Origin of the sequence: Mycolicibacterium brisbanense, assembly GCF_001570425.1 — a bacterium.
GTDB lineage: Bacteria > Actinomycetota > Actinomycetes > Mycobacteriales > Mycobacteriaceae > Mycobacterium > Mycobacterium brisbanense.
In genome coordinates, this window is the sequence record NZ_BCSX01000054.1 from 83,651 (window position 1) to 102,349 (window position 18,699).

Sequence of the window (18,699 nt, forward strand, 5' to 3'; positions counted from 1 at the left end):
ATTGTTGCCCTCAGTGGCTGCAATCATGCGGATGATGTGGGCGATGTTGCTCGCGGTCTTCGGGCTGGCGGCCACGCCTGGGGCGGCCTCGTCGCAGCCGTCAACGTGTCCGCCGACATGCCACCAGATTCCCGCTTCCGCATGGATCGCCGCGTCGGACATTCCGCTGTACCGCACTTACCACTGGGGCGAGCCGGCCGGACTGGCCGTGGCGACGGTGGGCCCGCGGTTCCGGTTCGAGGACGACTGCGCGACGCCACCGCTGCCGGGTGACGCCCGTGGCTACGCGGTGAGCGCGCGGGCCCTCATCCCTGAGCCGGGCGGCCAGTGGCAGGTGCAAGCACAGGTGGTGCACTGGCGCGGCGAGACCTGGCGCGGCGCCGACATCGCGCTCGGCGTGATCCGGGTCGCGGCCGGCGCGCTGCGGGCCTGCCAGCTGACCGCGCCGCAGAGCTCTCCGTCGATCACCACCGATGTGCCCGGTCAGTTGGCGGCGGTGCTCAGCATCGACGGCAACCGGGTGCTGCATCAGTATTTGCTGGCTGACACCCGCAACAGCACCGTGGTGGAGCTCGCCATGTGGTCAACAACCCCGCCGCAGGTTCCGTGGCCGACGATTCCCGATAGCCAGGTCTTCGATGCGATGACCAGGCCACTGTGCGACGCCTACCTGGGATCGTGCCGGTAGAGTGTGCGCCGTGGCAAAGGTAGTTGTGCATGTGATGCCCAAGGCTGAGATCCTGGACCCCCAGGGGCAGGCCATTGTCGGGGCGCTCGGTCGCCTCGGGCATGCGGGTATCTCAGATGTTCGACAGGGCAAGCGTTTTGAGCTTGAGGTCGACGATTCCGTCTCCGACGAGGCGCTGGCCGAGATCGCCGAGTCCCTGTTGGCCAACACCGTGATCGAAGACTTCGCGGTGAGCCGGGAGGATTCGTGACCGCTCGCATTGGGGTCATCACCTTCCCCGGCACCCTCGACGACGTCGACGCCGCACGCGCCGTGCGGCTGGCCGGGGCTGAAGCCGTCAACCTGTGGCACGCCGACGCGGACCTGCACGGCGTCGACGCCGTCGTGGTGCCCGGCGGCTTCTCCTACGGCGACTACCTGCGCTGCGGCGCGATCGCCAAGTTCGCCCCGGTGATGGGTTCGGTGATCTCCGCGGCGGAAAAGGGTATGCCGGTCTTGGGCATCTGCAACGGTTTTCAGGTGCTCTGCGAGGCCGGCTTGCTGCCCGGAGCTTTGACCCGCAACGCCGGACTGCACTTCATCTGCCGCGACGTGTGGCTGGAAGTGGCGTCCGCCTCGACGGCATGGACGACACGCTACGAGCCGGGCGCCGATCTGCTGGTCCCGCTGAAGTCGGGCGAAGGCCGCTATGTGGCCTCCGAAGCCGTGCTCGACGAACTCGAAGCCGAGGACCGGGTGGTCTTCCGTTACCGCGAGAACCTCAACGGCTCGATGCGCAACATCGCAGGCGTCTGCTCGGCCAACCGTCGCGTCGTCGGGCTCATGCCGCACCCCGAGCACGCGACAGAAGCCTTGACCGGGCCCTCCGACGACGGCCTCGGCCTCTTCTACTCTGCTCTGGACGCGGTTCTCACGGCCTGACGGCTGAGCCGACGCGTTGGGTCTGCGTTGAGGGCGTTCGCTTCTCGATGTCTTGTGCCCTCACCGCAGACTCGATGTAGTGCTAGTCGACTGCTCAGCATCGCGATCAGGTGCTGCGTCAACTACCTCTCGCTCACCGATCGACTACCTCTCGCTCACCGCGAGCGTGCGCAAAATGCCGACCGCGAGCGGCGTGTCGAGGGACAGACACGCACGCTCGCGGTGCAAAGGGCAAAGGGCAAGGGATCAGGCGGTGAGCGCGACCGATGCCTCAGCGGTGTAGCAGAGGAACGTCAGAGTCTCCTGCATGTACAGCTTGACGCTGTCGGCATCGTGGGACAGGTAGCCGATGGACACATCGGTGCCGAGGTGCAGATCGAAATCCCCACCGCGGGTGGACAACACGAATGCACCGTCGATGGCAGGGGCCCAGATGATGTCCCCGTCGACCAGTCGGCTCAGGTGATCGCGGATCGGATAGCCGTGTGCGGTGGTCTCACTGACCTTGGTGTAGGTCGCCGCCGACAGCAGCACCGAGTACGGGCCGTCGACACCGGCGAGACGCAGCTCCGAAAGCGCTTGGGCGATCACGTCGGGAATCTCGCGGGCGTCGTCCGGAAGCGCCAGCGCGGGATTGGAACTGGCGCTGCGGATGCCTTGGATGGATGCGGCGCCGTAGCCCTCGAAGATGGCCCGGTCCTCGACGAAGGCGAGCTTCTTGGCGGCGTCCTTGACCGGATCCCAGTCCGAATCCTGGGCGCCGCGCTCGACATCGTCAATTGCGGTGCGCGACACCGTGAACGGCACACGCAAGCGCACCAGTGGCTGGCTTGCTCTTAGATTGGCCTGCACGCCGTCGGCCGGTGCTTCCACGTCGAGCAGATGACCGGTGCTCACCGCCGCCTCCACCGGACTGCCAGACCCCGTCACGTCGACGACGCGCCGTCCTGCGATGTGGCGCTTGAACGTCCGGGTCGCCTCGGTTTCGATCTCGCCCCAGGCGGACTCGGTGATCGGAGCTAGTTCGCGGTAGAGATTGTTCATTGCGGTGTTCCTTTCAGGCTGCCGATCCCAAGTGAGGTGTCATTGCTGCTCGCCGCCGGCTCCTCGACCGAAACCGGCTGCGATTCTTCTGCCCGGTCCGCCGGGAGTGGCGGTGGAGCGTCCAGGAAGTCGATGGTGGGGCTGAAGAACAAGCCGCCTGTGACGGCCGTGGAGAAATCGAGGATGCGGTCGGTGTTGCCCGGCGGATCACCGATGAACATGTTGCGCAGCATGCGCTCGGTGACGTCAGGTGTGCGCGAGTAACCGATGTAGTACGTACCGAATTCGCCCTTGCCGATCTCGCCGAACGGCATGTTGTGCCGGATGATCTTCAGCTCATTGCCGTCGGCGTCTTCGATGACGTTGAGGGCGACATGCGAATTGGGTGGTTTGACCGCATCGGGCATCTCGATGTCGTCGAGTTTCGTGCGTCCGATCACCCGCTCCTGCTCCTCGACGGACAGCGAGTTCCACGACGTCATGTCGTGCAGATACTTCTGCACGTGCACGTAGCAGCCGCCGGCGAAATCGGGGTCCTCATCGCCGATTTGGCTGGCGTTGGTGGCGATCGGCCCGTTCGGGTTCTCGGTGCCGTCGACGAATCCGAGCAGATCCCTGTTGTCGAAGAACTTGAAGCCGTGCACCTCGTCGACCACGGTGATGGCCCCCGCCATCGCGTCGACGAGTTTGGTTGCGAGTTCGAAACATACGTCCATGGACTCGGCCCGCAGGTGGAACAGCAGGTCTCCGGGGGTGGCCGGGGCGTGGTGGCGCGGACCGTCGAGGGGGACGAAGGGATGCAGTTCGGCCGGGCGTGGGCCGGCGAACAGCCGGTCCCAGGCCTCGGAGCCGATCGACACGATCGCCGACAAATGCTTGGTGGGATCGCGGAATCCGATTGCGCGGACCAGGCCCGAGATGTCGGGGAGAGCGTCGTGTACTGCCGCTTCTTGACCTTCGTCGATCGTCGAGACCATGAACACGGCAGCCGGTGTCAGCGGGGCCAGAACCGGCTGGGGCTGTGGTGCGGGCACACCAGGACCCTAGCGCGGACCGCCGTGAAATCCAGGCCAAGATAGAGATATGCCAGCTAGCCCCCATGGTCTGTGTGAATTCATCGATGCCTCGCCGTCTCCGTTTCATGTGTGCGCTCATGCCGCACAACGACTGACCGCAGCAGGTTTCACAGAGCTCGCCGAAACCGACGCGTGGCCCGCCGGCGGTCGCTACTTCACGGTGCGGGCCGGTTCGCTGGTCGCGTGGCGGGCCGACCAGCCCGACCCGGTGAGACCCTTTCGCATCGTCGGCGGGCATACCGACAGCCCGAATCTGCGGGTCAAGCAATATCCCGACCGCGTGGTGGCCGGCTGGCAGGTGGTGGCGCTGCAGCCCTACGGCGGCGCATGGCTGAACTCCTGGCTCGACCGTGACCTCGGCATCAGCGGCCGGCTGGCGGTCCGCGTCGGGAGCCGCGTCGAACACCGCCTGGTCTGCGTCGACGACCCGATCCTGCGGGTACCGCAGCTGGCGATCCATCTGTCCGACGACCGCAAAGGCGTCAGCCCCGACCCGCAGCGACACGTGAACGCCGTGTGGGGACTGGGGGAGCGGCCGGGGTCGTTTCTCGGCTTCGTGGCCGAGCGGGCCGGTGTCGCCGAGGCCGACGTGCTGGGATTCGACCTGATGACGCATGACACGAACCCGTCGGCCGTCACCGGTGCCGAGGACGAGTTCGTCAGTGCGCCACGGCTGGACAACCAGGTGACGTGCTACGCCGGGTTGGAGGCCTTCCTCGCCGCGGCCGAATCCGATCACATCCCGGTGCTGGCGCTGTTCGATCACGAGGAGGTGGGCTCCACCTCCGACCACGGTGCCCAGTCCCTTGCTCTTATAACCGTGCTGGAACGCATCACCCTGGCGGCCGGAGGCAGCCGCGAGGATTACCTGCGCCGAGTGGCCGGCTCGATGGTGGCATCGGGAGACATGGCGCACGCCACCCACCCGAACTATCCCGAGCGTCACGAGCCGTCCCACCAGATCGCGGTCAACGCCGGGCCGGTGCTCAAAGTGCAACCGAACCTGCGCTACGCCACCGACGGCCGCACCGCGGCGGCATTCGCTCTCGCGTGCGAGCAGGCGGGCGTGCCGCTGCAACGCTACGAGCACCGGGCCGATCTGCCCTGTGGATCGACGATCGGGCCGATGACCTCGGCACGCACCGGCATTCCCACCGTCGACGTCGGGGCCGCGCAGCTGGCGATGCACTCGGCGCGGGAGTTCATGGGCGCCCACGACGTTGCGGCCTACGCGGCGGCGCTGCAGGCGTTTTTGTCACCGGCCTGATCTATCGTCGGGCGCATGACCCTGCATATGGAGATGGCGACCGTCGACTGTGCCGAACCGGAGTCCCTGGCCCAGTGGTGGGCACAAGCCGTCGGCGGCACCGTAAACGCTGTGATCCCTGGCGAATTCATCATCGTCGCGCTGCCCGACGGTTCCAAGCTGGGATTCCAGCACGTCGGGGATCCGACGCCGGGCAAGAACCGCCTACATCTCGACTTCCACGCCGACGACATGGAAGCCGAGGTGACGCGGCTCGTCGGGTTGGGCGCCAGTGAAACCGAGCGGCACAGTTTCGGCGACGCGTTCTCCTGGGTGGTGCTTGCCGACCCGGCGGGCAACGCCTTCTGCATCGCCGGTCAGTAACGGCCGACAGCTGGCAGGATTCCGGCCATGCTGCTGTCGCTCGTCGCGGTCTCGGTGGTGCTGGCCGGCTGGTCGCTCTTCTCGCGTGGCTTCGAGCGACTGCGGCTCACCTCGCCCATGCTGCTTGTGCTGGCCGGGATCGCGGTCGGGTTCACCACCAAGGATGCGCTGGCGTCGACCCTGAATGCCGTCGCCGCCCAGCACGTGGCCGAAATCATCCTTGCCGTACTGCTTTTCGTCGATGCCACCGACGTGCGCGGCGGGTATCTCGGTGCCGACCCGCGTTCGGCACTGCGATTGCTGTTCATCGCGATGCCGCTCGGCCTGGCAGCGTCGGTCCTGCTGGGCCTGTGGCTGCTGCCGGGCCTGCCGTGGGCCGTGCTGCTGGTCATCGCGTGCGTAGTGGTGCCGACCGACTTCGCGCCGACATCCTCGCTGCTGCGGGACGACCGGATTCCCGAACGGGTCCGTGGCCTGCTCAACGTCGAGGCAGGCTACAACGACGGCATCGTCTCGCCGGTCTTCATCTTCGCCCTCGTCCTGGCCTCCGACCGCACCCAGGCCGAGACCCCGCTGGACGCCCTCGGGCGGGCCATCCCCGAGGCAGGCAAGGCCCTGCTGATCGGCGCAGTCGTCGGCGCCGTCCTGGCAGTGGCGACCAACTCGGCCGAACGCCGTGGCTTGATGACCGGCCAGGCCAAGCGCATGATCCTGGTGAGCGCGCCACTGTTGTCGTTCGGAGCCAGCCTCGGCGTCGGCGGCAACGGCTTCGTCTCGGCGTTCGTCTGTGGCATGGCATTCAACTACTTCCGGACCTCGCCGGCCTTCGCGACCGAACTGGAACTCGTCGACGACGTCGGATTTCTGCTGGCCGCAGGCATGTGGTTCGTGTTCGGCCTCACCGCAGTGCTGGCGCTCGGTTTCGGCGTGCCGTGGGGGATGGTCGTGTTCTGCCTGTTGGTGCTGACGGTGGTGCGCGTCGTCACGGTGCTGCTGGCGATGCTCGGGTCACGGGTCGGATGGTCGGAACGGCTGCTGCTCGGCTGGCTGGGACCGCGCGGCACCAGCTCGATCGTCTTCGGGCTGCTGGCGTTCAATGCCCTCGAGGGCGTGGCGGAGAACACCGTCGTGCAGGTGCTGGTGATCGCGGTGCTCGGCAGCGTCATCGTGCACGGGGCCAGCGCCCCGGCGGCCGCCCGCGCCTACCAGCGGTCGCAAACCAAACAGGTCGCGTGACGTCCCAGCTCAGCCGGGGCAGTGCTCGAACTGGGCGCGCAACCTGGCTTGCAGATCCGCATCCGCCGGCGTCCGTGGCTGAGGTTCCTGGACGCCTTTCGAACAACCTCCCGGCCGCACCGTGATCTGTGCGTCCTCCACGTCGTACGCCGCGGGCAGCCCCGAGTCCTTGATGAACTGAAGTTGGGCGACGACAGCGCGATCCACGTCTGGACCCGGAGGCAGGGCATCCAGCGAGAAGCTGTTCTGGTCGGGCCGATCGAGGTTGAACGCGCCGTCGATCGGCGCAATCTGATCGAGCGCCTGCCACAGCGCCAGTTGAGCCGGGCTGGGCAGGCCGCGGTCGGACCGGATACTCGGTGCCTTGTTGGTGTCGGCGTCGAAGACGGTCCAGCCGACGGTCGAATCGGGGAAGTCCGTGGTCAGCCGCCGGACCGATGCCGCGAACTCCGACGCGCTGAGGGGATCAGCCGAATGCTTGATACTGCGCAGCGCCACTGTGAGGCTGGTGTTGTCGGGCGACGCTGACCCGGTGATCTCGTACGCGTAGTCGCCTTTGGACAAGGCGAGCCAGTCCCGCCACGGCGCTTGCGGGGTGGGACGCGACGGTTCGAAGCTGACATACATCGTGGAACCTGACTGGGCGGAGTAGGACTGCGCGCTGCGCATGACAACGAAGCTGGCTCCCAGCCCGCTGTACACCCAGGAATCGTGGATCTGCGTGGCGAAGGTGTGGCCCAGCGCCGACAACTGGTCGGCCGTCGCGTCGGTGCCGACGTACACGTCGAAGCTGGCCGTGCGGACCCCGAAGCCGTCGTTACTCGAGACGGTGTGGGCCACGAACGTCACACCCGGTTGTCGCCGCAACACGGTGTCGATGAGGCGGGCCGACCACGACCCCCTGAATTGGTAACAGGTGGCGACGAGCACCAACACCACGACGACAGCGGCGAGCCACCCCCTGGACCCCAGCTTGCGCATCCGCCGAGTATGCCGCTGACCTGCTCGGGGTCAGAGCGGCAGGGCCGGCAACGATACACTCTGAGCGTGACGTCTGAGCTCACCCACGACATCGACTCGGTGGAGCGGGCAGCCGCCACCCCCGATCACCCCCAGCCCTACCGCGAACTCGGCCTCAAGGATGACGAGTACCAGCGGATCCGGGATATCCTCGGCCGGCGTCCCACCGACGCCGAACTGGCCATGTATTCGGTGATGTGGAGTGAGCACTGCTCCTACAAGTCCTCCAAGGTGCACCTGCGTTATTTCGGTGAGACCACCACCGACGAGATGCGCGCAGGCATGCTGGCCGGCATCGGCGAGAACGCAGGCGTCGTCGACATCGGCGACGGCTGGGCCGTCACCTTCAAGGTCGAGTCCCACAACCACCCGTCCTACGTCGAGCCCTACCAGGGCGCGGCGACCGGTGTCGGCGGCATCGTCCGCGACATCATGGCCATGGGCGCCCGCCCGGTCGCGGTGATGGACCAGCTCCGCTTCGGTGCGGCCGACGCCCCCGACACCCGCCGCGTGCTCGACGGCGTGGTGCGCGGTGTGGGCGGCTACGGCAACTCCCTGGGTCTGCCCAATATCGGCGGCGAGACCGTCTTCGACGCGTCCTACGCGGGCAACCCGCTGGTGAACGCGCTGTGCGTCGGGGTGCTGCGCAAAGAAGACCTGCACCTGGCGTTCGCGTCGGGCACGGGCAACAAGATCATCCTGTTCGGTGCTCGCACGGGCCTCGACGGCATCGGTGGTGTGTCGGTCCTCGCGTCCGAGACCTTCGGCGGCGACGAAGGGTCCGGCCCCGGCCGCAAGAAGCTGCCCGCGGTGCAGGTCGGTGACCCGTTCACCGAGAAGGTGCTCATCGAGTGCTGTCTTGAGCTTTACGCCGCCGGCCTGGTGGTCGGCATCCAGGACCTCGGCGGCGCCGGATTGTCCTGCGCCACATCCGAACTGGCCTCCGCAGGCGACGGCGGCATGCGGGTGGAACTGGAACGTGTACCGCAGCGCGCGGCCAACATGACCCCGGCCGAGATCCTGTCGAGCGAATCGCAGGAACGGATGTGCGCGGTGGTCACCCCGGAGAACGTCGACGCGTTCCTCGCGGTGTGCCGCAAGTGGGACGTGCTGGCCACGGTCATCGGCGAGGTGACCGACGGCGACCGGCTGCAGATCACCTGGAACGGCGAGACCGTCGTCGACGTGCCGCCGCGCACGGTTGCGCACGAGGGCCCGGTCTACCAGCGTCCGGTGGCGCGCCCCGACAGCCAGGACGCGCTGATCGCCGACACCTCGGCGAAGCTGCCGCGACCCACGACCGGCGACGAGCTGCGCGAGACCCTGCTGACGATGGTCGGGAGTCCGCACCTGTGCAGCCGGGCGTTCATCACCGAGCAGTACGACCGGTACGTGCGGGGTAACACCGTGCTGGCCGAGCACGCCGACGGCGGCGTGCTGCGCATCGACGAGTCCACCGGGCGGGGCATCGCGTTGTCCACCGACGCCTCCGGACGCTACACCCAGCTGGATCCCTACACCGGTGCGCAGCTCGCGCTTGCCGAGGCGTACCGCAACGTCGCCGTCACCGGTGCCACCCCGGTTGCGGTGACAAACTGCCTCAACTTCGGGTCTCCCGAGGATCCCGGTGTCATGTGGCAGTTCAGCCAGGCTGTCCGCGGCCTCGCCGATGGCTGTGCGGCGCTGGGCATTCCGGTGACCGGCGGCAACGTCAGCTTCTACAACCAGACCGGGACCACCGCGATCCTGCCGACCCCGGTGGTCGGTGTGCTCGGCGTGATCGACGATGTGAAGCGCCGGATCCCCACCGGCCTGGGCACCGAGCCCGGCGAGACCTTGATGCTGCTCGGCGACACCCACGACGAGTTCGACGGGTCGATCTGGGCGCAGGTCACGGGCGACCACCTCGGTGGGGTGCCACCGAAGGTGGACCTCGATCGCGAGAAGTTGCTGGCCGAGGTGCTGGTGGCGGCATCGCGTGACGGGCTGATCTCCGCCGCCCATGATCTGTCCGAGGGTGGACTGATCCAGGCCGTGGTCGAATCGGCACTCGCTGGTGAAACCGGTTGCCGGGTAATCCTTCCCGAAGGAGCTGACCCGTTCGTGACGTTGTTCTCCGAGTCGGCGGGTCGCGTGCTGGTGGCCGTGCCGCGTACCGAGGAGAGCCGGTTCCGGTCGATGTGCGAGGCACGCGGCCTGCCGGTGACCCGCATCGGCGTGGTCGACCAGGGTAGCGATTCGGTTGAAGTGCAGGGCCAGTTCAGTGTCACCTTGTCCGAGCTGCGGAGCACGTCGGAGGGCGTGCTGCCCGGGTTGTTCGGGTGATTGAACAGACCACAAATCGACACCCGTTACTGGTCTGGGCCTGGAATCTGGTCCGGCTCGATTTCGTCGGCATCGCCGTCGGCGCTCTGTTCTTCTGTCTGTCGCTGACCCCGTCGCTGCTGCCCAGGGATTGGTTGTTCGCCGGGTTGATCGGCGGGATCAACGCCGCCATCGGCTACGGCATCGGCGTCGTCCTGGGAAAAGTGTTGTACCGCTTGCTTTTGCGACGCAGACCGTGGTGGCCCCCGGGCAAGCGGGTGCTGTACGGCCTCAAGGCGGTCGTCGTCACCGGAGCGATCACGGCATGCATTCTGATGCTGATCCCGGCTGCGGCCTGGCAGCGGCAGGTGTCCGCGGTGATGGGCATGGAAGGTCCGGGCACCGCAGGCTATCTGCGCACGTTGATCATCGCCGTCGCCGTGGGCACGGCGTTGATCTCCACCGCGCGGGTGCTGCGCGACGCCGTGCGCCTGCTGGCCCGGCTGTTCATCCGGCGGTGGCATCTGCACCGTGAGGTCGCCCAGTTCATCGGGACCGCGATCGTGGTGGTGCTGGTGGTCACGCTGGTCAACGGTGTGCTCTACCGAGGGTTTCTGGCCGGGGCCAGCCGGGTGTTCCAGCCGCAGAACACCACCACCCGCGAGGGGGTCAGTCAACCCGATCAACCTGAAAGGTCTGGAAGCCCAGACTCTTTCGCGCCGTGGAACACGCTCGGCTTCCAGGGCCGCAACTTCGTCGCCACCGGGCCGCACGCCGACGAACTCACCAAGCTCAACGGAAGGCCCGCAAAGGAACCCATCCGGGTCTACGCCGGATTGCAGACCGGCGACGACGATCAGCAGCGGATTTCGGTGGTGCTCAGCGAACTTGAGCGTACGCACGCGTTCGATCGCAAGATGCTGGTGATCGTCCCGACCACGGGTACCGGCTGGGTCAATCCGGTCGCGGCGCGGGCGCTGGAGATGATGTACAACGGCGACACCGTCATGGTCGGCATGCAGTATTCCTATCTGCCGAGCTGGATTTCGTTCCTGGCGGACCGGGAGAAATCGGTGGACTCCGGTCGGACCATGATCAATGCCATCCATGAACGCTGGGCTCAACTGCCCGCGGACCACCGGCCTGAACTGGTGCTCTACGGCGAGAGCCTGGGCTCGCTGGCCGGGCAGGGCGCCTTCAGCTGGCTGCCCGACATCGCGAGGATGGGTTTCTCCGCTGTGCTGTGGGTGGGCCCGCCGAACGCCAGCACGCTGTGGCACGGCCTGCTGGTCCGACGCGATCCGGGGACCCCGGCGGTCAGACCGCGTTACGACAACGGCCGCACGGTCCGGTTCTCCGAAGCTGTCGATCCCGGCGAGATCGCCGCTGACACGGCAGGTACCTGGGAGGGGACACGCGTGCTGTTCCTGCAGCATCCGTCGGACCCCATCGTCTGGTGGTCGACGGATCTGCTGTTCTCCCGGCCGGATTGGCTCGTCGAGCCGCCGGGCCGCGACCGCACGGCGTCGATGCGCTGGTACCCGATCATCACGTTCTGGCAGGTCGCCGCGGACATCACCAACGCATCGGGGGTGCCTGCCGGGCACGGGCACAACTACGGCGAATCGGTGTTGGACGGCTGGATCGCCGTGGCGCCGCCGGCCGGTTGGACACCGCATGACACCGAGCGGATCCGCATCGCGCTGCAGAAGACGATGGCCGAGGACGGTCCCGAAAACTGATGCCCGCCACCAAGTTACGGGCGTTGCTGCTGGCCGGTGGGCTGGTGGCCTGGAGTGCCCTGGTCGATCCGCGGCTGCCGGCGCGCTGGCAGCCCGCGGTGCGGGCGGCTTTGGGCACCGGCCTGGTCGCGCTCACCCGCGCCCCGACCGGCCTGCAGCCGGCCCGGATCCGGCCCGGCCTGCGCTGGGGTGCGGCTGCCGCCGTCGCGGTCGCCTCCGGTACCGCGGCGACGACGGCGGTGCCAGCGGTCCGCGCCGCGATGCGTCGGCGGGAACTGCCCTCGGACCCGGTCGGATGGCTGACGCTGCGGATACCGGTCGGCACGGTGTGGGCGGAGGAGACGACCTACCGTGCGGCGCTCGCGAGCCTGGGTTCCCGCGCATTCGGGCCGCGCGGCGGGCGGCTGCTGCAGGCGGCGGCATTCGGCTTGTCGCACATCGCCGATTCGCGTGCGACAGGTGCACCGGTCATCGGCACCGTGCTGGTCACCGGCGGTGCGGGCTGGGTGTTCGGATGGTTGGCCGACAACTCCGGTGGCCTGGCCGCGCCGATGCTGGTGCACCTGGCGCTCAACGAGGCTGGGGCGCTGGCCGTTCTGTTCGTCCGACGCCGCTGAGCAGCGCCGCGACACCGACGATCAGGACTGTGACGCCCAGCGGCCACCACGCCGCAATCGCGAAGTCCCTGGCCCGAAGCGGGATGAACACCACCGCAGCTGCCGTCGCCAACACCACGGCGCGCGGCGCCTGCATCGCAGCGACTGTTCCCGAGACACGCGAGTTCGCTTCGGCAACAAGGACATACACCGCAAGCAGGAGCAGTGCCGCCACGATGGACAGCAGGCCGCTGATGTCACGCTGGTAGCGGCAGAGCGCCACGGCGACGACGGCGGTGGCCGCCGCGACCAGGCTGGAGGTCGCCACGCCGCCGCCGAACAGCCGGCCGGCCACGCGCGTCGCTGCCCACAGCAACGCAAGCAGGGCCGCACACGACAGCGGCACGGGACCCGCGAGCAGCCAGAAACGGCTTGACTCACCGAAGATCTCGATCGCTATCGCCGAGAACGAACCGGCCTGGTACTGGAAACCGCTTGTCGTTGCGAGGTTCACCGCCACCAGCAGCGTGAGCGTGCACACGGCGACCCCGGCCAACACCACACCGAGGGGCCGGCCCACCGAGCGCAGCCTGCCGTTGGCGGCGCTGGCCACTTCGAACCCGGCCAGCCCCAGGCCAAGTGGAATCACCGTGGCCAATGTGATCAGTGCTGACGGAAAGCGTTGCGGGCCGATGTCCAGCGGTGCGGTACCGCTGAGCATCTTGGCGATGATGGCCAGGCCGACGTAGAAGTACACCAACAGGCCCACGACCGCGAGCACCGCGGCTGCTGCGCCGATGGTCCGGGTCGGCAGCACGGCAACCAGTGTCGCGGCCAGTCCGACGAAGGCCAGTGACAACATCGGCCACCACCAGCTGGCCATCGCCGAGGCCGGGTCCGCCGAGTGGTAGAACGACAAGCCGCCCAGCGACACCGCGACGCCGGCGGCCATGACAACGTAGGCCGCCAGCTGGATCATGCCGGTGAAGCGCGCAACCGACGGACCGAGCGTCGATCCGACGAGATCGCCCGTCGACGGCGCTTCCGGTGCGTGACGGTGCAACCGCTCGAGCGCGTAGACCACCACCGCGGCGATCAGCACGGCACCGAGGGCGCCGACCCCGTTGAACACAGCGCTTCCGGCCACTGCGAGCGACAGGCCTGCTGCTCGCCACATCGGCAAGATCCCGGGCACGAAGTAGCCGGTGTCGTCGGTCTCGGACACCGTCCGCTTCGGCATCGTTCGATGGTAAGGCTGCCTACATCGTCCTGACGTCAGGAATCAGTTGGTGCGGTTCGGTTTCCTGATCGTCGATGCCGAAGCTGATGATCTTGTGCGGCGTCACCCGGATGATGGCGGTGTCCAATTCGTCGCCCCCGGCGCCGCGGGCGGCAGGCACCTGGGCCTGCTCGGCGGTGCCGCGGATCTCCAGACAGCGAACGCGCCACGGGTTGCGGGAGGTGATGTCGTCGACCACGAACGCGACCTTCGGATTGCCGGCGATGTTACGGAACTTCTGGCTGTGCGCCATCCGGTAACCGGCGATGTCGATCGTGCCGAGCTGCTCGTTGAACGTGAAGCCGACCGGGCTGTTCTGCGGTGTGCCGTCGGGTTGGATGGTGGCCAACCTGCCCAGGTCGGCATTCTGCAGAAAGGCGACCTCATGCGGTTTGAAGATCATGCCGTCACGGTAGAACCTCAATGAAAGTTGATGTCAACGCCTGCGTCACGGGTTGATGGTCGGTTCCCCGATCTGACGGCCCCACACGTAGTCCGTGAACATCGGTGAGCCGAGCTCGAAGTGGTTGTACGGCGCGATCGACAGTCCGGTGTCCATCACCAGATACGGAGCGGGCCACAGGTCGCGCGTGATCTTCTGCCAGCAGCCCGGCTTGCCCTCGGGACCGCCGTGGGCGTTCACGCGCGGCAGGTTGTCCGGGTAGACGTAGGCATTGGCCGATCCGACGCTGTAGAGCGTGCCGGAGGACGCCAGCGAATAGCCGTTGTCTCCGCCGAGCGCCAGGTTCAGCTCCGGTGCGACGTCGTGATAGTTGCGGATCATGCACAGGATCTCGCCCTGATACTCGTCGAGAAGCTTCGACGTCGGAAGCAGATCCTGCGCCCCGCGCTGCAGGTACGGGCCGCCGCGTTCGGCGATGTCGGCCCCGGTCCCGGCGAACCCGATTGCCGCCATCAGCGCCGAATCGATGTTGTCGCGTTCGGCATTGAACGTGGCTGCGGTGCGGGTCGCGCCGGCCAACCCGTCGAACAGGTCCGGCGCCGCACCTGCGTACACGTCGCCGAGGTCGGCCAGCGCGCTGATGTCGTGGCGCAACTGCGGCATCCGCGGGTTCAGATCGTCGAGGATGGCGTTTCCGTCGACCAGCGACCGGCCGAACTTGTCGCCGAGACCGGACAGTGCCTGTGCCGTCGCCGACAGGGTCTGGTTGAGCTTGATCGGGTCGACCTGCTCGGAGATGGCCGTGATGGTTTCGAAGAGCGTGTTGAACTCGGTGGTCACTGCTGACACGTCGATGGGTGTTGTGGTGGAAACCCGCTCTGCACTTGGGTTTTGCGGCGAGCGGAACGCAACGTACTTGTTGCCGAACACGGTGGTGGCCTGGATCGAGGTTTCCACGTTGGCGGGTAACAGGTTCAGATAACGCGGGTCGATGTCGAGCACGACCCGCGCTTTGAGGTCATCCCCGTTGACCGTGCTGACGCCCGCGACCCGGCCGATCGGGACACCGTTATAGGTGACCTTCGATCCTGGGTCCAGCACCAGGCCGGCGCGTGCGGACACCAGGGTCAGCTGTGCTTTCGGCTGGAAAGCCCCGCGGAACTGCAGCGCGATCAGCATCAGCAGAACCGCCACGACCGCAAGGAGAGCGGCTCCGGCCGTCTTGTACGGCGGATTGTGGCGATCGGCAAACACTTTGAGACACTAAGGTATGGCAGCGCGCGGTAGTGCAGATCCGGTGAAGACCCGGGTCGCCGTGTCGGCAGTCGCCGACTGGTTGCGCGACGCCGACGCCCCCGAGCCCAGTCGCGCCGAGCTTGCCGACGCGGTACGGCTCACCGCGCGCACACTGGCCGCGGTCGCACCGGGCGCGAGCGTCGAGGTGCGGGTACCTCCGTTCGTGGCGGTGCAGTGCATCCAGGGGCCGCGGCACACCCGCGGCACACCGCCGAACGTCGTCGAAACCGACGCCCGCACGTGGCTGCTGCTCGCCACCGGACTGCTGTCGCTCGACGAGGCCGCCGGCGCCGTGCAGCTGTCGGGTTCGCGCGCCACCGAGGTCGCGCGGTGGCTACCACTGGTCGCCCTCTGACGCTCACCGGAAGAACGGATACTCCTGAACCCAGTGAAAGCCCCTGTTGCGCAAGGTGAATCCGGTCAGGTCGACCTGGTCGAGCGTCATCGCGACGCGACGGCCCTGCAGTGTGCCCGTCAGGTGCAGCTGCTGCTCAGTCGGCCGTGACACGGTCAGTTCGGCCAGCACGTGGCCGCCGGGTTCCGACGCTCGGATGGTGTCCGCACTGATGTCGGCGGTCGCGTCCACCAGGTCGCCGTTCATCCGCTGATACGTCACTGCGCCGGGCTTGTCGAAAACCACACGCTGCCAACGGGTCTGGTCGGTGGTCAGCGGCGGCAGCGAAGTGCCGTCGACGCTGAACTCGCGGACCGCCCAGATGCCGTACAGCTCGGGTTTGGCGCTACCACCACCGTATTGGTGCCAAGCCTGCCAACAGGTCCACACGCAGCCGATCGCCACCCAGGCGCCCAGCACTGCCTGAGCTGTGGCGACTCTCCGGTTGGCCCGCTCGGTGCCGAACAGTTCTGGTTGGCTGACCGGCTCCGACGGGCGTTGCAGCACAAAAAGGTTGGTCAACCGGCGCAGCTGCGGGGCGAGCAGGACCAGGCTCATCAGCAGAAGGTGACCGGACAAGATCTTGACCGGCACGTCGAAGGTCATGTTCAACAGGAACACCTGCGCCATGCTCGCCAGGGCGACCAGCGCACCCAGGGTGGCGGTGCGCGGCAGGAACAGCAGCAGCCCTGCCAGCACCTCCGCGGCGCCCAAGGCCATCTCGTAGGGCTGCGACGTGCCGACCTGCAGCCACAGCACCGAGGCCGGGCTGAAGTTGCCGTAGGGCTGCAGCAAGGCGGTCAGCGGTGGGCTCGGCATCTGTGTCGGGATGAGTTTGGCGAACCCGTAGAACAGCATCTGGCCCGCCACGCACAACCGTACGAACGTCAGAAACCACGCCCACAGTCGGGCGTAGTCGCGGCGGCCCCGGTCCACCAGCGACCACACCGCGGTGCCCACGAGGGCGATGACCAGCAGGCAGAACACCATGACCCAGATGGCGGCCTGATCCCCGCTGCCCGAATCCAGGTGCAACACCGCATCCACACCGAAGACGCTCCTGCCGACCCAGCTCAACACCGGGCCGAGCACCGTCATCTGCCACATCACGGCCGATTCCGGCAGCCACTGGCCCACGACGCCGAGGAAGGCAAACGTGATCTGGGCGAACAGCAGACAGAACAGGCCGAAGTAGATGAAACAGAATCGGAATGAGGTCTTCGTCACGTTCGACCACGGGCGCCGCTGAGCTTCACCGACGGAATCGGCAGGACCGGTTTCAGGCTTCTCCGAGAGTTGGCTGGTCACGAAAGTCATCCTTGCCGTTGACCTGTGGCGAATCGATGGGGTTATCCCGAGGGAGGGGGTGGGGTTGTCCACACTGTCGGAGCGGGCCCGGAAATGCGCCCGCCGCACCCGTTGTTGAACGTTTCCGATACCAGACGCGGCCATTCGATTCTTTTTCAGGCCCATCTGGACCGTAGACTCTGTGATGTCTCCAACCGCCGCCCCGGGAGCAGCCCTATCGTGACTGGTCAGGAACTCGACGACAACGAACCGCGCGAAGAGTGTGGTGTATTCGGGGTCTGGGCCCCGGGAGAAGACGTCGCCAAGCTCACCTACTACGGCCTGTACGCGTTGCAGCACCGTGGTCAGGAAGCCGCGGGTATCGCGGTCACCGACGGTTCGCAGATCCTGGTGTTCAAGGATCTCGGCCTGGTCAGCCAGGTGTTCGACGAGCAGACCCTGGCCGCGATGCCGGGCCATGTCGCCGTCGGCCACTGCCGCTACTCGACCACCGGCTCGACCACGTGGGAAAACGCCCAGCCCGTCTTCCGCAACACCGCTGCGGGTACGGGCGTGGCGCTCGGACACAACGGCAACCTGGTGAACACCGCCGAACTCGCCCGCCGGGCGCGCGAAGCGGGCCTCATCGACATGAAGGGCGCCCCGGCGGCCACGACGGACTCCGACATCCTGGGCGCGCTGCTGGCCCACGGTGCCGCCGACGCCACGCTGGAGCAGGCCGCCCTCGAGCTGCTGCCGACCGTGCGCGGCGCGTTCTGCCTGACTTTCATGGACGAGACCACCCTCTACGCCGCACGCGACCCGCACGGGGTGCGGCCGCTGTCGTTGGGCCGGCTGGACCGCGGCTGGGTGGTCGCCTCCGAGACCGCGGCCCTCGACATCGTGGGCGCCTCGTTCGTCCGCGACATCGAGCCCGGCGAGCTGCTGGCCATCGACGCCGACGGGGTGCGCTCCACCCGGTTCGCCAACCCGGAACCCAAGGGCTGCGTCTTCGAATACGTCTACCTGGCCCGCCCGGACAGCACGCTGGTCGGCCGTTCGGTGCACGCCACGCGCGTCGACATCGGCCGGCGGCTGGCCCGTGAGCACCCCATCGACGCCGACCTGGTGATCGGTGTGCCCGAGTCGGGCACCCCCGCGGCGGTCGGATACGCGCAGGAATCGGGCATTCCCTACGGGCAGGGCCTGATGAAGAACGCCTATGTGGGCCGCACGTTCATCCAGCCGTCGCAGACCATCCGCCAGCTGGGCATCCGGCTCAAGCTCAACCCGCTCAAAGAGGTGATCCGGGGCAAGCGGCTGATCGTCGTCGACGATTCGATCGTCCGCGGCAACACCCAGCGCGCCCTGGTCCGCATGCTGCGGGAAGCCGGCGCCGTCGAGGTGCACGTCCGGATCGCGTCGCCGCCGGTCAAATGGCCCTGCTTCTACGGCATCGACTTCGCCACCCCGGCGGAACTGATCGCCAACGCCGCGCCGCAGGAGCACGAGGGGGAGATGCTGGAGGCCGTGCGCCACGCCATCGGCGCCGACACCTTGGGTTATATCTCGCAGCAGGGCATGATCGCGGCCACCGAACAGCCGGCAACCCGGTTGTGCTCGGCCTGCTTCGACGGCAACTACCCGATCGAACTGCCTGGTGAGACCGCGCTCGGCAAGAACGTCGTCGAGCACATGCTGGCCACCGCGGCGCGTACCGGCATCCCGTTGAGCGCCGAGAACGACAACGTCTCGGCGCTGCGCAGGCCCTGAGGAGAGCGTC

Annotated in this window: 18 protein-coding genes; 11 read left to right on the forward strand and 7 right to left on the reverse strand. The window is 67.4% G+C overall.

The genetic code is table 11. The features are described from left to right. The first annotated feature begins 13 nt into the window (after positions 1 to 13). The 3 genes from RMCB_RS32060 to purQ are packed head-to-tail and all read left to right on the forward strand — an operon-like array spanning position 14 to position 1,609. Positions 14 to 688 (forward strand): ATPase, encoded by a 675-nt coding sequence (locus RMCB_RS32060; protein ID WP_308213624.1) that lies wholly within the window; start codon positions 14 to 16, stop codon positions 686 to 688. Between the two features lie 10 nt (positions 689 to 698). Further along, positions 699 to 938, forward strand: a complete 240-nt coding sequence (purS, locus tag RMCB_RS32065; RefSeq protein WP_029369872.1) for a phosphoribosylformylglycinamidine synthase subunit PurS — start codon at positions 699 to 701, stop codon at positions 936 to 938. After that, positions 935 to 1,609, forward strand: a complete 675-nt coding sequence (gene purQ / locus RMCB_RS32070) for a phosphoribosylformylglycinamidine synthase subunit PurQ (protein WP_029369871.1) — start codon at positions 935 to 937, stop codon at positions 1,607 to 1,609. The genes purS and purQ overlap by 4 nt, the downstream gene beginning before the upstream one ends. A 246-nt stretch (positions 1,610 to 1,855) precedes the next feature. Here the strand turns inward: purQ and RMCB_RS32075 are convergent, their stop codons facing one another. Together RMCB_RS32075 and RMCB_RS32080 are read right to left on the reverse strand one after the other, a co-directional pair. Beyond that, a complete protein-coding gene (locus RMCB_RS32075; RefSeq protein WP_029369870.1) occupies positions 1,856 to 2,653 on the reverse strand; it encodes a family 1 encapsulin nanocompartment shell protein in 798 nt (265 codons plus the stop codon). After that, positions 2,650 to 3,687 (reverse strand): Dyp-type peroxidase, encoded by a 1,038-nt coding sequence (locus RMCB_RS32080; RefSeq protein WP_062831973.1) that lies wholly within the window; start codon positions 3,685 to 3,687, stop codon positions 2,650 to 2,652. Before RMCB_RS32080 ends, RMCB_RS32075 begins: the two co-directional genes overlap by 4 nt. A 49-nt stretch (positions 3,688 to 3,736) precedes the next feature. On the opposite strand from RMCB_RS32080, the gene RMCB_RS32085 reads away from it, so the two are divergent. The 3 genes from RMCB_RS32085 to RMCB_RS32095 are packed head-to-tail and all read left to right on the forward strand — an operon-like array spanning position 3,737 to position 6,595. Further along, the gene (locus tag RMCB_RS32085; RefSeq protein WP_062831974.1) at positions 3,737 to 4,996 is read left to right on the forward strand and encodes a M18 family aminopeptidase; all 1,260 of its coding nucleotides are present in this window, start codon (positions 3,737 to 3,739) and stop codon (positions 4,994 to 4,996) included. 15 nt (positions 4,997 to 5,011) lie between these two features. Continuing rightward, a complete protein-coding gene (locus RMCB_RS32090) occupies positions 5,012 to 5,359 on the forward strand; it encodes a VOC family protein (protein ID WP_062831975.1) in 348 nt (115 codons plus the stop codon). 27 nt (positions 5,360 to 5,386) lie between these two features. After that, on the forward strand, positions 5,387 to 6,595 hold the full coding sequence (locus RMCB_RS32095) for a cation:proton antiporter domain-containing protein (RefSeq protein ID WP_062831976.1): 1,209 nt from the start codon (positions 5,387 to 5,389) through the stop codon (positions 6,593 to 6,595). A gap of 9 nt (positions 6,596 to 6,604) precedes the next feature. Here the strand turns inward: RMCB_RS32095 and RMCB_RS32100 are convergent, their stop codons facing one another. Then, positions 6,605 to 7,576 carry a hypothetical protein gene (locus RMCB_RS32100; protein WP_062831977.1) on the reverse strand — a complete coding sequence of 324 codons (972 nt, stop codon included), beginning with the start codon at positions 7,574 to 7,576 and terminating at the stop codon, positions 6,605 to 6,607. Between the two features lie 66 nt (positions 7,577 to 7,642). Here RMCB_RS32100 and purL point away from each other — a divergent pair, with 66 nt between their 5' ends. Genes purL through RMCB_RS32115 form a run of 3 tightly spaced genes read left to right on the forward strand, consistent with a single transcriptional unit; the run spans position 7,643 to position 12,278 of the window. Then, on the forward strand, positions 7,643 to 9,940 hold the full coding sequence (gene purL / locus RMCB_RS32105; RefSeq protein ID WP_029369864.1) for a phosphoribosylformylglycinamidine synthase subunit PurL: 2,298 nt from the start codon (positions 7,643 to 7,645) through the stop codon (positions 9,938 to 9,940). After that, positions 9,937 to 11,661 (forward strand): alpha/beta hydrolase, encoded by a 1,725-nt coding sequence (locus tag RMCB_RS32110; protein ID WP_062831978.1) that lies wholly within the window; start codon positions 9,937 to 9,939, stop codon positions 11,659 to 11,661. The genes purL and RMCB_RS32110 overlap by 4 nt, the downstream gene beginning before the upstream one ends. After that, positions 11,661 to 12,278, forward strand: a complete 618-nt coding sequence (locus tag RMCB_RS32115) for an Rv0804 family intramembrane glutamic endopeptidase (protein WP_062831979.1) — start codon at positions 11,661 to 11,663, stop codon at positions 12,276 to 12,278. The genes RMCB_RS32110 and RMCB_RS32115 overlap by 1 nt, the downstream gene beginning before the upstream one ends. Here RMCB_RS32115 and RMCB_RS32120 read toward each other — a convergent pair. From RMCB_RS32120 to RMCB_RS32130, 3 genes are read right to left on the reverse strand one after another with little or no spacing between them, the layout of a single operon-like run. Next, entirely contained in the window at positions 12,232 to 13,497 is a 1,266-nt protein-coding gene (locus RMCB_RS32120; RefSeq protein WP_062831980.1) for an APC family permease, read from the reverse strand. The two genes, RMCB_RS32115 and RMCB_RS32120, sit on opposite strands and share 47 nt — an antisense overlap. Before the next feature lie 19 nt (positions 13,498 to 13,516). Beyond that, positions 13,517 to 13,939 carry a PPOX class F420-dependent oxidoreductase gene (locus RMCB_RS32125; RefSeq protein ID WP_029369861.1) on the reverse strand — a complete coding sequence of 141 codons (423 nt, stop codon included), beginning with the start codon at positions 13,937 to 13,939 and terminating at the stop codon, positions 13,517 to 13,519. A 45-nt stretch (positions 13,940 to 13,984) separates the two neighbouring features. Further along, entirely contained in the window at positions 13,985 to 15,193 is a 1,209-nt protein-coding gene (locus RMCB_RS32130; protein ID WP_062831981.1) for an MCE family protein, read from the reverse strand. A gap of 16 nt (positions 15,194 to 15,209) precedes the next feature. Between RMCB_RS32130 and RMCB_RS32135 the strand changes: the two genes are divergently transcribed. Next, positions 15,210 to 15,590, forward strand: a complete 381-nt coding sequence (locus RMCB_RS32135) for a sterol carrier family protein (RefSeq protein WP_029369859.1) — start codon at positions 15,210 to 15,212, stop codon at positions 15,588 to 15,590. Between the two features lie 3 nt (positions 15,591 to 15,593). Here RMCB_RS32135 and RMCB_RS32140 read toward each other — a convergent pair whose 3' ends face one another. Continuing rightward, positions 15,594 to 16,946 carry a DoxX family protein gene (locus RMCB_RS32140; protein WP_234792317.1) on the reverse strand — a complete coding sequence of 451 codons (1,353 nt, stop codon included), beginning with the start codon at positions 16,944 to 16,946 and terminating at the stop codon, positions 15,594 to 15,596. Positions 16,947 to 17,156: 210 nt separating this feature from the next. Between RMCB_RS32140 and purF the strand changes: the two genes are divergently transcribed. Next, entirely contained in the window at positions 17,157 to 18,689 is a 1,533-nt protein-coding gene (gene purF, locus RMCB_RS32145) for an amidophosphoribosyltransferase (protein WP_029369857.1), read from the forward strand. Positions 18,690 to 18,699: the final 10 nt, after the last annotated feature.